Annotated in this window: 11 protein-coding genes and 1 pseudogene; 5 read left to right on the top strand and 7 right to left on the bottom strand. The window is 49.3% G+C overall.

Features of this window, described 5'->3' with window-relative positions:
• Positions 1-14: 14 nt before the first annotated feature.
• The 4 genes from R50912_RS04255 to R50912_RS04240 form a co-directional block, all read right to left on the bottom strand.
• Entirely contained in the window at positions 15-443 is a 429-nt protein-coding gene (locus R50912_RS04255; RefSeq protein ID WP_042232670.1) for a chemotaxis protein CheW, read from the bottom strand.
• A gap of 12 nt (positions 444-455) precedes the next feature.
• Positions 456-2,027 (bottom strand): methyl-accepting chemotaxis protein, encoded by a 1,572-nt coding sequence (locus R50912_RS04250; protein WP_197073034.1) that lies wholly within the window; start codon positions 2,025-2,027, stop codon positions 456-458.
• A gap of 294 nt (positions 2,028-2,321) precedes the next feature.
• Positions 2,322-4,454, bottom strand: a complete 2,133-nt coding sequence (locus R50912_RS33060) for a helix-turn-helix domain-containing protein (protein ID WP_052415975.1) — start codon at positions 4,452-4,454, stop codon at positions 2,322-2,324.
• A 166-nt stretch (positions 4,455-4,620) separates the two neighbouring features.
• A complete protein-coding gene (locus tag R50912_RS04240) occupies positions 4,621-4,983 on the bottom strand; it encodes a nuclear transport factor 2 family protein (RefSeq protein WP_042232666.1) in 363 nt (120 codons plus the stop codon).
• A 280-nt stretch (positions 4,984-5,263) separates the two neighbouring features.
• On the opposite strand from R50912_RS04240, the gene R50912_RS04235 reads away from it, so the two are divergent.
• Positions 5,264-6,016 (top strand): 3'-5' exonuclease, encoded by a 753-nt coding sequence (locus tag R50912_RS04235; RefSeq protein WP_039310164.1) that lies wholly within the window; start codon positions 5,264-5,266, stop codon positions 6,014-6,016.
• Between the two features lie 272 nt (positions 6,017-6,288).
• A pseudogene (locus R50912_RS04230) lies at positions 6,289-7,052 on the top strand (MerR family transcriptional regulator).
• 160 nt (positions 7,053-7,212) lie between these two features.
• Here the strand turns inward: R50912_RS04230 and R50912_RS04225 are convergent.
• Positions 7,213-7,590, bottom strand: a complete 378-nt coding sequence (locus R50912_RS04225) for a MerR family transcriptional regulator (RefSeq protein WP_042232664.1) — start codon at positions 7,588-7,590, stop codon at positions 7,213-7,215.
• A 101-nt stretch (positions 7,591-7,691) separates the two neighbouring features.
• Between R50912_RS04225 and R50912_RS04220 the strand changes: the two genes are divergently transcribed.
• On the top strand, positions 7,692-8,099 hold the full coding sequence (locus tag R50912_RS04220; RefSeq protein ID WP_042232662.1) for a carboxymuconolactone decarboxylase family protein: 408 nt from the start codon (positions 7,692-7,694) through the stop codon (positions 8,097-8,099).
• A gap of 189 nt (positions 8,100-8,288) precedes the next feature.
• On the opposite strand, the gene aroD is transcribed toward R50912_RS04220, so the two are convergent.
• Together aroD and rbsK are read right to left on the bottom strand one after the other, a co-directional pair.
• Positions 8,289-9,053 (bottom strand): type I 3-dehydroquinate dehydratase, encoded by a 765-nt coding sequence (gene aroD, locus R50912_RS04215; RefSeq protein WP_042232661.1) that lies wholly within the window; start codon positions 9,051-9,053, stop codon positions 8,289-8,291.
• Positions 9,054-9,247: 194 nt separating this feature from the next.
• Positions 9,248-10,189, bottom strand: a complete 942-nt coding sequence (gene rbsK / locus R50912_RS04210; RefSeq protein WP_042232659.1) for a ribokinase — start codon at positions 10,187-10,189, stop codon at positions 9,248-9,250.
• A gap of 320 nt (positions 10,190-10,509) precedes the next feature.
• Between rbsK and glgP the strand changes: the two genes are divergently transcribed.
• Positions 10,510-12,126, top strand: coding sequence for an alpha-glucan family phosphorylase (glgP, locus tag R50912_RS04205; RefSeq protein WP_042232657.1), 1,617 nt, complete (start codon positions 10,510-10,512; stop codon positions 12,124-12,126).
• Between the two features lie 388 nt (positions 12,127-12,514).
• Entirely contained in the window at positions 12,515-13,039 is a 525-nt protein-coding gene (locus tag R50912_RS04200) for a discoidin domain-containing protein (protein WP_042232656.1), read from the top strand.
• The last annotated feature ends 91 nt before the right edge of the window (positions 13,040-13,130 follow it).

The raw sequence follows: 13,130 nt of genomic DNA, 5'->3' as shown, positions 1-13,130 counted from the left end.
CCCTCCTTTAAGCGTCACCCTTCACCAAACAAGCGCTCGATGTTCAGTATACTAATTAAACCTTCAGAACTTTGCCCGATTCCATCCATGTATTGCGCTCCATCTGACTCATGGGATTCTAAGGGAGACTCGATTTCCTGAAATGAAGTCACCTTCTCCACAGCATCTACAATAATGCCCATAGCCTCTTGCTTATATCGCACCACAATAATTCGTGACTGTGCCTTTACAGGTGTTTCAGGAATACCAAATCTTCTACACATACTAATCACCGGTACAATCCTGCCGCGCAGATTAATGACTCCCTTGATGAATGGCTTGCTGTTAGGCACTCCCGTGATATGCTCCATCTTGATAATTTCATCAATATCCCGGATATTGATGGCATGCTTCTCGCCTCCCAGCCGGGATACGATGTATTGTTCAGATTCCGCTGTGAGCATGGCTTCTCCTCCTTACAGCTTGAAGGCTGCTACAGCGCCATTCAGCTCATCCGCCAGAGTGGCGAGCATTTGTGAGGAAGCGGCTGTTTCCTGCGCTGCTGCTGCAGATTGCTGACTTCCCGCAGCCACAGTCCCAATAGATACTAATACCTCGCTCGTCTGCGCCGCCTGTTCCTCACATGCTGCCGCAATACCGGCAATTTGTTGGTTCGTCTCATTTACACGGGATACGATGCCATTGATCAGCACCTCTGTCCGGTCTGACAGCACCGAGACCTCGCTCACAGCTTGAACACTCAGTACCGTATTCTTCTGCATTCCCCGGATAATAGAGGCAATTTGTTTGGTGGCTTCACTGCTTCGTTCCGCCAGCTTGCGGACCTCATCGGCCACAACGGCAAAACCTCTGCCCTGCTCTCCGGCACGCGCTGCTTCAATGGCTGCATTTAGGGCAAGCAGATTGGTCTGCTCGGCGATTTCATCAATCACTTCAATAATTTCACCAATTTTTTGGGAGTCCTGCTCCAGCAGCTCCATCTTCTCCGACAGATTATTCATGCCCAAACTGGAATTCCGTACGGCGTTACTTCCCTCTTCGGCGCCTTGACGTGTCAGTATGGATAGTTCCGACACCTGCTCCGCATTCTTCGCAACCTCGTCAATGCCTCTGAGCAGATCCTGAATCAGCTGATTGATGTTCTGCGCGGCCTGAGCCTGTGACTGACTGCCGCTGGCAATTTGTTCGGTGGTTGCCGATATTTCCTCAGAGGAAGCAGCCACATTCTGAGCAGATTCTGCGGTATTTCCGATTAATTTTTTTAAGTTGGATATCATTTCATTAGTAGCCGCGGCAAGCTTGCTGAATTCATCACGGCTTTTGATCGTAACTTGATCCCTGAGGTCGCCGCCCGCCATTTTCATCATGACAGCTAGAAGCTTGGATACGGGGCCCACGATTCCTTGAGAGATAATTAAAGCCAGCGCGATAGCAATCGCTGTCGCCAGAAAAGCAAAGATAAGGATGGTAGTTCTTCCGGAATTATAGCTGTCTACACTGGCTTCAATTGTGTTATTTGCTCCTGTTATTACATTCTCAGCGGCAAGATTCGCTGTATCCTGCGCCTTTTGCAGATCAGCTACTGAATCAAGCATGGTTTGATAGGCATTAACATTATCGTTTCTCATTCCCATATCAACAACGTCCGGAACAATTGCATTATACTTCTCCACACTTTGCTTGATGATCTCCAGGGATGACCTTTGATCTTCATTCAGGTCAAGCGCTCCATAGGATTTAATACTGGTAGCAAGCTTAGCCTGGTCTTCTTGAATAGCTGTCTGTATTTTACTGAACTCTGCCGTACGCGTCTCCAGTATAATCTTCATCAAATCCCCGCGTAGTTTATAGAGATCTGTGCGGATATTCTCCATTTGGACCAGTGCCGGAAAGTTATAACTGCGCATTTCGACAGAATTGCTATTCATTTGCCCCATCTTCACAATCGACAATCCACTAATCAATAGAAGCAAAGCTACAATACCCAGAAAACTTCCCAACAACTTTGTACGGATCGTTAATTTCAAATGAAACACTCCCTTTAGTGATTTCTCTTTGTTTTCACTTTCACAATTCATCCAACTGTACTTCGCTGCATATATTTAATTCCATTGTGAAATCCCCCTATGTTCTTCATGGGGAAAACTCCTTTGCTCAAAATGGTTTACATTGTGAAATATTTCTCTTACATTATCCCCTATATAGGTCCTTGTGCCTATCATCACTAGTTCCTGTTCTTCGACAAAATATTCCTGTTTATTTCAGGAATATTTTCCCTCTCCTAGGGATAAAAAAAAGCAATGATACCCTATGATGCGGTATCATTGCTTTTTCAAAGTATAGGTTAAGGAGGAATTATACATTTGAGAAATCGCCTGGGCCCGGCCGTTAACACCAAGCTTTTCGTATATTTTAGTGATATGATTCTTAACGGTATGTGTACTAATAAAGAGTTTCTCAGCAATTTCCTTGTTATTGAATCCCAGTAAGACAAGTTTCAGAATTCCCTCTTCCCTTGAGGTCAGACTGCCTTTGCTGTCTAGGGGAGATAGAGAGATAGGCGATGTAGACTGGACAGACAAATAATGTTCTACCGATCGCAGGATAGGGTCATCTATCGGAATAGGAAGGAATTCCTTCCATTCTTTCTCCCCGTGCTCGATATACAAGTGAACCATCAGCAACGCTTTTCCCAGGAAGGTATAGGAGTTGTCTCTTACTTCATCCTCTCTAGTCTGGCCCGACCTGTAGCGCTGCAATTGACGCAGCAGCTTTACAGCCGGGATATCCCCGACATACAAAGCCAGCAGTTCCGGATCATATTCGCTGAGCAGACTGGCCTGTCCTATCCATTCCACCTCTTCAGCGGGACGATTCAACTCTTGTAGCAGGCCCTGCGCAAGTTCCTTTACCAGGATTCCCTTATTATAGGATTCCGGTCTCCACATGAGCAATGTATCCAGAAGCAATTTTAGAATATCCTTTTTATCAGATAGGATTTCTTTTGAAACCCCTAGCAGCTTAGTGACTACCAAACCAGAGGTTCCCCGAAGAAATGTAGTAAATTCCTTATGATGACTTTCATTATTAAATTGGACCGTGATCAGCCCCAGCAGTCTCTGCTCAAAGGCCAACGGGAATTCTATTAATTCCCTTCCCCTCCATTCCCGCTGTATAGGTCTGCGCAGCATATTAACGATAGGTACCCCGTCTCCAAAATAGGTTGTTTCAACATCGGAAGCATAAACGTTATATTGTTCACTAGGAGCAGTCGAGGCTGTGTATATTTCCATTCTTTCACCATCCGGCAGGTGCAATAACAAACAAATAAAAGAACTCTGAACCTGCTGCTGTACGGTTTCCATAACCATTTGCAGGAAGTTCTCCCTGTTATGGATGGAGACCATTGTCTGGGTGATTTCGAGAAAGGCATCAATCCGCATTCTTCGCCGTTCGTATTCTGCTTCGTTATCCATATGATATACGGTAGATGAGAATTGCTGGGCTATCAGCATACCCATATCCGCCTGCTCTTCCGATATTTCCTGCCTTAAGGAATCTCCGCCAAACAACAGCCCGAACAGCTTATTTTTATACTTTATGGGATAACAGATGATCACTTTTGGCTTAATTCCCTTTGAAGTAAAAAAAGAAACCCGCGGGTCACGGTCGACCTTCTCCCAATACCCCATCTGCCTGGAGAGCCCTACCTGCCCCAAAAAGCCTTCCCCTACATAAAAGGAAGATCTAAATAGCAGATTATCCCCATGAATCCCGGTTGTTTCAATTACAGTAAATTGTTCACTATTCGTAACATTACTGGCGTACCCCGCAAATTCAAGTCCCAGCACACGTACAAATATGCCCAGCACACCTTGTATCCAGCTTAGGCTTCCTGAATCCAGCAGATGTACGAGATTCAGCAGCTGCAGATTATTCGAAGAATTATTTCCATTCTGCTCACACTCGAGTAAAGCCGCCACTGTGTCTGCAAGCGCTTCCAGTTGAATGAAGAAATTATCAATATTTTGTTTGTCATATACTTCAACCCTATCAAGGGCGCGAATCCAATGCTGCCATTCTTCCGGAGTGATCGTTTCTTTTATTTTGCCGGTAATCAATTCTTTAGTACTTCCATCAATCCAAACACCTGCAAGAATATAATATGGCGTTTGTTCTCTAATTTGCACGGGGGCCACCAGAAGCTTAAACCCTGAGATGGTTTCATATATAATCGGCTTGGAAATGCCCCGTACTTTTTCGATAATTTTCATTATGGTATCTTCAGTGGAGTTACTCTGATAACCTAATAATAAGCCAACCATATCAGTCATTCCGGAAGGCTCAGTTAACCGTTCGTCCGCTTGATTAGTTATCATAACCGTCAATCCGCATAAAGAAGAGTAAGCATTCTGCAGCATCTGCAAATTCGATTTCAGCTTGTTCTTCATCATACATACCTCTCTTCCTGCCTACTGCATAAGGTAGAAATTCGACGTATTATGACTATTCTCCTGCTTTACCTATATATAAAATTACAAACAAAGATACAATACCCAAAATTTTCATAAAAAAATGCATAATAATGCAACTTTTATGCTGTTATACGTAGTATCCGCGTTAAATTTCATGGGCCGGTGTTCCTTGATGAAAAAACATCTGCCAGCGTCCATCGCGGAATTTCCAGATTGAACTGCGCAGGCAATGCATACCGGACTCTTCGTTGAAGGTCCGGTAGGTCGCAAGTACATTATCCTCAGACAATGTATGAAGTTCAAAGTTACTCAAGGTCATCCGTACCTCGCCTGCGCCCCCTTCACCAACCTGATCCTGTTTCCGCCATACCCTGCCTGAACTTCCGAATTCAGTGTAATCATCTGCGATCAGCAGTGACACCGCTTCAGGATTCGTACGCACTTCATTGCTCAGCAGTAGTTCCTCGAGATCGCAGATATGGTCTGCCAGCCATTCTTTAGCTGTCATATTAATTTCCTCCTTTTTACAAGAGCCGCTGGCAGCAGCTGACTCCCTTCACAACAATAGGCCCGCCACCTCGCTAGCGTACTTTTTCCGGCACAGGCCGAACCGCCGATCCAATAGATTACCTGCTATTAAGCTATTCGACACCGAATTGCCGCCGTTCCTGCATCAATCTGCCATTTCACCGCCGAATTCCCCACACAAGCACTTTTTTTGTTAAAATAGAAATGTCGGCGCAATTACGGGCAATCCGGCGCCAGTCACTGAAACGGAGGCATTACCTGTGGATTATATTATTCTGGACATCGAATTCAACGGCCGCAAATTTGCCAGTGAGCACCCTATGGAGGTCATTGAGATCGGAGCTGTCCGTCTAGACGCTTCATTGCAATATAAGGGCGAGTTCTCTGCCTTAATCAAACCCATATACTTCTCCACCCTCAATTCCTTTATCAAGAAAAAAACCGGCATCCCCCAAGAGGATATCGATGTCGCCGACCGGTTCCCGAAGGTGATAGCCGCCTTCAGAGCCTGGCTTGATCAGAGCACGGACGGCGTGCTGCTGCTGACTTGGGGCGGCGAGGATATGAAACGGATCATCCAGGACGTGCGGATGCACAAAATCGATGATGCCTACTGGATGGAAGCGACCTACTTTGATCTGCTCAAAGGCGTGCTCCGCGCCCGCGGCCTAAGCAATGACATCAGCGTTGAAGGCGCTATGGCCCTGTTCGGCCTTGAGCCTTCAGGCTCTGCACACCGCGCGCTGGACGATGCCAAGATGACGGCCGATATTTTCCGTGCGGTCTTCAATGAACTCGATTTCGGGCGCTCTCAGCACTATATCGACACCTTCTCCAACGCCAGAGAACGCAAGACCGTCAAGATCGCCATCAAAGCCATGACCTCCCAGAAGATCGTTCCCACCTGGGAGCTTGTGGCCGAGCATTACTTCCCTGCTGAAGATGCTCTGGCCGATCCCCGGAAGCTAGCGGAACTGCAGGCGTATTTCGCCGCCCAGGTCGGCAAGAAATAGACATCTCGCATGCTCTGCCCGACAGCGGCAGTTTCCTAGCAGCAGCTACGGAGACTGCCGCTGTTTGCTGTTTGCTGTTAGTTGTTAGTTGTTAGCTGTTAGCTGTTTGGGAGGTTATCCGGCCAGCCCTCGGGTTATCCTAAAATTAGGATTTGACATTGCCGTTACGTGAAGGTGTAGAGTAGTTTTTGTAAGCAGCAGCTTACACGGCGGGGACGCTAGAGCACGTCCATGCTGTATACGCCAAGACAGAGTTGGAGGCTGAAATGACAATGGAGTACACTGTTCAGAAGCTGGGAGCACTCGCGGGAATCAGCACGCGGACACTGCGGTATTACGATGAATTCGGGATTCTGAAGCCGGCCAGAATACCTCGGGATACCGCATCTACGGCCAGGCCGAGGTGGACCGGCTGCAGCAGATTCTGTTTTACCGGGAGCTGGGCTTAAGCCTGGAGGGAATCAGGGAGATTGTCACATCACCTTCCTTCGATGGAGCCCGCGCGCTGCGCGAGCACCATGACAAGCTGCTTCAGCGGAGACAGCAGCTGGACCAGCTGATCGCGAACGTCGAGCAGACACTTGCACACACAGAAGGGAGAATCATAATGAGCAATGATGAGAAATTCGCAGGCTTTAAGCAGAAGCTGATTGACAATAACGAGCAGAAGTACGGGCAGGAGATACGGGAGAAGTACGGCGAAGACGCCGTAGAGAAGTCGAACCGCAAGCTGAAGAACATGACCGAGGAGCAGTATGCTGCCATCCAGCAGCTTGAAGCAGACATGTTCGCTTCGCTGGAGCGGGCAATGGAGGACGGAGATTCGGCGGGTGAGCTTGCGCAGAAGGCAGCTGATCTGCACCGCCAGTGGCTTAGCTTCTACTGGGATACCTACACCAAGGAAGCTCACGCAGGGGTAGCGCAGATGTATGTCGATGATGAACGCTTTACCGCCTATTACGACAAACGCCGTCCTGGACTGGCCGGGTTCCTGCGGGATGCAGTACATGTCTACACTGGAACCAAGCAGGAATAAGGAAACCAAGGAATCCACACTAACACTATATCGCCTGAATTTCCATACAACTGGAGCTCCCGTTTGTTAACGAATAAGATACGGGTTCACAGAGTCCTTTAACTTCATTTATACACTTGTAGCGTTTTAACGCTACAAGTGTATTTGACATTCCTCTAAGTCATTTTCGAACCTCGTTCTCCATTTCTTTGTAATACCTAATCTTACTGGCGACCTTGTCCAGATTCTCACCAAGCTTATGCATCTGCTGCTCAACCCTGCTCTGGTGGGCTTCCAGCATAAGCCGCCGCTCATAGACGGTAGATGGCCCTTGACTGCGCAGATTGGAATACCGCTTCATTTCACGGATCGGAATATCCAGCTCCCGCAAAATAACGAGGAATTGTACCCAAGAGACATCAGCCTCCGAATATACCCGATAGCCCTGTTCATTCCGCGCCACATTCTCCAGCATCCCTTCCTTCTCGTAATACCGCAGCGTATGTGCCGACAGTCCCGTAAGACGGGACATTTCCTGAATTGTTAGTAAGTTCTCCATTGCCCAATCTTAGCACACCAAATGAAAGGTTGCATTAGAGCGCGCTCTAAGCTGTAACCTGAATACAGGACAACAAAACGAAATTAAATGGAGGTTAACCTATGACTACAGAACGTTATGAACGTGGTTGGAAGAAGCTGATGGAGGTGGATGGTACTGGAGGAGCAAAGGTAATCGAATCCCTAAAAGACATCTCTCCCGATCTTGGGAAATTTGTGATCGAGTTTGCCTTTGGGGACATTTACTCCCGTGAAGGGCTGGATTTGCGGCAGCGGCAGTTAGTAACCCTATCCTCCCTGACAACACTTGGCGGCTGCGAGCCCCAGCTCACTGTTCACATCAATGCCGCCCTTAATGTAGGACTTTCCCCAAAAGAGGTTATCGAGGCCATTCTGCACTGCGTGCCATACGCCGGATTTCCGCGTGTGCTTAATGCTACTTTTGTGGCCAAAGAGGTATTTATGGAGCGTGGACTGGAAATAGACAGCAGCAGCCTCCCTGAGTTGTAGCTGTTTGCAGGTATGTCGGGGTGCCGTACTGAAAGACCGAGTATGATATGCCATCATTCCACAAGGGCGGTACCGTTTCAGCGAGAAATAGAAGGATAATTGATAGCGTGAAGCATATAAATTCTTATATTTCGAAAAAGGATGCTCCCGCCATTTCACAGGCCCGGGAACATCCTTCTCTATTCTTGATTATAAGCTGCGGTGCAGCAGCTCCAGCACACTGCGCAGCTCGGCAACCGCTACCTGACCCGGAGCCGAAGGCTTATGCGCCGCCCCGAAGGTCAGCGCCGAGCCGAAGATTTCACCGGCAAGCCGACTGATTACGCCCTCTCCGGCCATCGACATCGTAATGATCGGACGGTCCGCATACTGCTCCTGCATCTTGTTTGTCGCTGCCAGCAGGGTCAGCACATCCCCCGCACTCTGCGGCATCACAGCAATCTTCGGCAGATCTCCGCCAAGCTCCTGTGCTCTGCGCAGCCGGGAGACGATTTCATCCTGTGACGGCGTGCCATGGAAGTCATGATTCGATATAATCACGAATACCGCATTGTCATGCGCTGTGGCAATCAGCCCGCGGACCTCCTGTTCCTCGTTAAACAACTCCACATCCACAATATCAACGTATCCGCTCTCCACAGCAGCTTTGTTGAGCCGGAAGTAATATTCCGTGGAGATTTCCTTCTCCCCGCCCTCTTGGGCGCTGCGGAACGTGAAGATCAGCGGAACCTCCGGCAGAACACGCTGGATTTCCTCCAATACCTCCGTTACCGCTGCGATATCCTCCACTTGGCTGAAGAAATCGCTCCGCCACTCCACCACATCCGGAGCCAGAGCCTTAAGGGCCTCCGCCTCTTCCCGAAGCTCGGATAACGTTGTTCCGACCAGCGGAACGCAGATTTTGGGCATCCCCTCCCCGAGGGTTACATTCTTAACGGTTACTGTACCGCTCATCGCTCCAGCTCCTTAGGTATCAGGCTAAGCCTGTGAATTAACCGCCCGGCCCGCTTATCCGCAGCATTCCGTGTCTGGTTAGTTAGACAATCCTGCACAGAATACAACAATCCCCGCAATATATTAACCAGAATCCTTATACAGAATGAACTTACGAATCTCAAAGGACCGTTTACACGTTCCTTACGCTAAATCTACTGTGCGCCCGGCTCGGCATCAGCAGCTTCCTGCAGGAACTGCTTCACCTCTTGCAATCTTGGAAGCGAAGGAATCGCTCCCGCTTTGCCAACCGCCAGTGCACCGACCGCATTCGCGAATCTGACCGCTTCATCCAGCGTTTTCCCGCGGGTAAGCTGCCAAGCCAATGCCCCGTTGAAGGAGTCGCCCGCCGCCACTGTATCTACAGCTTGTACCGGGAACCCGGGAACATGCAGGCTGCCGGCGGCATTCACAATCAGCGCCCCTTTGGAGCCCAGTGTGACAATAATATGCTGAACCCCTTTTTGCAGCAAAATCCGTGCCGCACGCTCCGCATCATCCACACTCCCTACCGAAATACCGGCCAGAATGCCCGCCTCTGTTTCATTCGGAGTCAGGTAAGTCACATGATGAAGCAATTCATCTCCGAGCGGCTGAGCCGGTGCCGGGTTGAGGATCACCGGAATTCCATGGCGGGAAGCAACGGCAGCCGCAGCCTCTACCATCGTCAGGTCCGTCTCCAGCTGCATGACGACAATTCCGGCTTGGCGGATAACCGGTTCAAGTGCTTCAATATCAGCCGGCTTCATCTCGACATTCGCACCGGGCACCACGATAATCCGGTTCTCGCCTTCTCCGTCCACCACAATGGAGGCGACTCCTGTAGCCTGTGACTCACTCTGCGTGATATATCCGGTGTGAACCTGCTCCTGTGTCATAACCTCCAGCAGTCCGCTGCCAAAAGAGTCCCGGCCCACTCTGCCGATCATGGTTACCTCTGCGCCAAGTCTGGCTGCAGCAACGGCCTGATTGGCACCTTTCCCGCCGGGGGACAATGCGAACTCCTGGCCAAACAGCGTCTCGCCCGCTTCCGGAGCCCGTTTCGCGCGTACTACCATATCCATATTCAGACTTCCAATTACGACTATACTCAACATGAACACCACCACTTGGTTTATTTCCATTGTTTCTTCGCCATTAAGGCTACCTTCTCCATGGAAGGGACGGCACCGGCGTTACTGGTTGTTATCCTCTTATCTTATGGCCTTCAGCCGGGTTAATCAAATTTTTATGAATGGAAGCTTTGAAGAATTTTTTTTATCAAAACTTCGTTGTGCTTTTTAAAGACAAATGTGCTAGAATAGGTGTGCAATCGCTTCCAGAGCCTAACATATTCTTTTGAGCAAACGTTTGCATCTTAGATAAAGCCTGCAGCTTGGCCAATAATAATCTAAATCATATTTAGGAGGCTTATCAAGTGAACGAGAACCAACTGCCGTCAGTAGCTTATTTCAGCATGGAGTACGGGCTCCATTCCGACTTCAAAATGTACGCCGGAGGCCTGGGCATTCTGGCCGGAGATTACATCAAAGGTGCCAAGGATATAGGAGCTCCCGTCATCCCCATCGGACTCAAATGGAAACAAGGCTACACGGACCAGAAAATTGATGCAAACGGCAATCCGTACGACTCCTACCATAATTATGTGTATGAGTTCCTTGAAGATACCGGCGTCAAGGTTACGGTAAAAGTCAGAAAAACCGATGTCGTCTGCAAAGTGTGGAAAACAGAGCATTTCGGCAACAGCCCGCTTTATCTGCTGGATACCGATATTCCCGAGAACAGTGATGCCTGGATTACAGGCCAGCTCTATGGCTGGTTCGGGGAAGAACGCATTGCCCAGGAGATTGTCCTGGGGATCGGCGGCGTCAAAGCCATGCGTGCTCTGGGAATTCCGGTTGATGTCTATCACTTCAACGAGGGGCATGCGGCCCTTGCTGCAATTGAGCTGATCCGTGAGAAGATGTCCGGCGGCAGTACTTTTGAGGAAGCCTGGAAAGCTACACGGGAAGAGGTTGTGTTCACTACACATACACCGATCAAGGAAGGTAATGAGACCCATCCGCTCGACCGTCTGGAGTACATGGGTGCATTTAACGGCTTAACCCGCGCCCAGATGGAACGGATCGGCGGAGAACCGTTCAACATGACGGTAGCCGGCCTGCGCCTGTCACGCATCTCGAATGCCGTTGCCCAGCTCCATGCCGACACCGCTAATAAAATGTGGAAGGAAGTCGCCGGCCGGTCCGAGATCATCGGCATTACCAATGCAATTCATACGCCTACCTGGGTAGATGAACGGATGACCCGTGCTTTTGAAGAAGGCGGCGACCTGTGGGCTGTGCATAAGGAGATCAAGCAGGAGCTGATCAGCTTCATCGAAGAGCGTTCCGGGATTGCCCTGAATGCAGACAATCTGCTCATTGGCTTCTCCCGCCGCGCGGCTCCCTACAAACGCAGTGACCTGATCTTCTCCCAGCCCGAGGTGATTGAGCCTTACCTGGAGAGCGGCAAAGTTCAGATTGTCTTCTCCGGCAAAGCGCATCCGCTGGATGATAACGGCAAGAGAATCGTCAGCAACCTCGTAGCCATGATGAAAAAATACCCGAAAAGTGTAGTTTTCCTGGAAAACTACGATATGACCATCGGGGCCCAGCTCACCCGCGGCTCCGATATCTGGCTGAACAATCCGCGCAGACCGCTGGAAGCCAGCGGAACCTCCGGTATGAAGGCCGCCATGAACGGCGTCCTCAACTGCTCCATCCTTGACGGCTGGTGGCCGGAGGCCTGTATAGACGGCGAGAACGGCTGGCAGATCGGGGACGGCTTTGAGACTACTGATTTTGCTGTACTTGACCAGCACGATAGCGATGCCCTGTATGATACACTCCTGAACCGCGTTCTGCCGACCTTCTATGAGAACAAAGACAAGTGGGTGCAGATGATGCACCGCAGCATTGAGACCACCCGCACCGAGTTCGCCACCAAACGCATGCTGGATGAATACTATAACCGGATGTACATCAAAGGCTGATTCGCGTCGCAGTTCTGCAGCTTCCTCCTATATGCCCTTTCTTCGTTCCCTCCTGCCCGCTTTAGCGGGCGGGAATTTTTAGGTTTCACGAGTTTTTAGTTCATATTCTTTATCTTTAATAACATTAATCATCTTCATTTAATCTGCTTTTCAGCGGAATTCCGGGCAAATATCCTACTCTTAGTGAAATCAGTTTCCCAAACCAATTTTTTTTGGCTGCTTGTCCAATTCCGACAATATTTTCAGTTCACTTAGGTTACAGTGATACTGTGCTACAAACGTTTGCACAATAAGGTAGGCGATGAGCGGCTAGAAGTTCCCGGGAGTTCATTTAGGCCAAACACGCACAAGTGAAGCAGGTAAAACCACTACAAAGGGAGATGGGCAAATGCAATTGCAACGAATGGGCAGCTTCAAAAAAGTAGGTATCGGCTTGGGGACTCTGCTTATGGCTTCTGCGATCAGCTTAACCGGAGCTAGTGCTGCCGGAAATCTTGTTCCAGTGATGACCTCCAACACAAGTCCGGCGGGTACCGCCTCCGCCAGCAGCGAATGGGCATTCCATGAAGCCTACAAAGCTTTTGACCATGATTACAGCACCTATTATTCCACTTCCAGCGGCAGCTCAGGATATCTGCAATACAGCTTTGGCACTTCCAAAAAGGTACGCAGCTATAGGCTTACCACCTCATCCCAGCCTCAGGCGAATGTGCCAAAAACCTGGACCCTACAGGGCTCCAGTAACGGCGGCAGCTGGGTCGTTCTGAGCAGCCAGTCCGGCCTTTATTATCCGGGTTCCTCTTACTACTTCAACCTCTCTTCAACAGGTGACTATACCAGCTACAGGCTGGTCATTACCGCCAACAACGGCGCTTACTCCACTTCTATAGGCGAGCTGGAACTGTACGAATAATTAACGCTCACATCTGCTTATTTGATACAGGCCGCTTTCCTGACTGATGGCAGCAATAGAGACCCTCTTACGCCTAACGTAGAGGGTTTTT

It is taken from the genome of Paenibacillus sp. FSL R5-0912 (assembly GCF_000758605.1).
Lineage (GTDB): Bacteria > Bacillota > Bacilli > Paenibacillales > Paenibacillaceae > Paenibacillus_AQ.
The sequence above is the reverse complement of the archived record's forward strand: the minus strand, read 5'-3'. Positions and strand labels throughout refer to the sequence as shown.

What these genes read in the sequence shown, in the direction of transcription:
- R50912_RS04240 (WP_042232666.1), bottom strand. Translation starts at nt 4,983, where the DNA reads ATGACAGCTAAAGAATGGCTGGCAGACCATATCTGCGATCTCGAGGAA.
- R50912_RS33060 (WP_052415975.1), bottom strand. Translation starts at nt 4,454, where the DNA reads ATGATGAAGAACAAGCTGAAATCGAATTTGCAGATGCTGCAGAATGCT.
- R50912_RS04200 (WP_042232656.1), top strand. Translation starts at nt 12,515, where the DNA reads ATGCAATTGCAACGAATGGGCAGCTTCAAAAAAGTAGGTATCGGCTTG.
- R50912_RS04225 (WP_042232664.1), bottom strand. Translation starts at nt 7,590, where the DNA reads ATGGAGAACTTACTAACAATTCAGGAAATGTCCCGTCTTACGGGACTG.
- R50912_RS04255 (WP_042232670.1), bottom strand. Translation starts at nt 443, where the DNA reads ATGCTCACAGCGGAATCTGAACAATACATCGTATCCCGGCTGGGAGGC.
- aroD (WP_042232661.1), bottom strand. Translation starts at nt 9,053, where the DNA reads ATGAGCGGTACAGTAACCGTTAAGAATGTAACCCTCGGGGAGGGGATG.
- rbsK (WP_042232659.1), bottom strand. Translation starts at nt 10,189, where the DNA reads ATGTTGAGTATAGTCGTAATTGGAAGTCTGAATATGGATATGGTAGTA.
- R50912_RS04220 (WP_042232662.1), top strand. Translation starts at nt 7,692, where the DNA reads ATGACTACAGAACGTTATGAACGTGGTTGGAAGAAGCTGATGGAGGTG.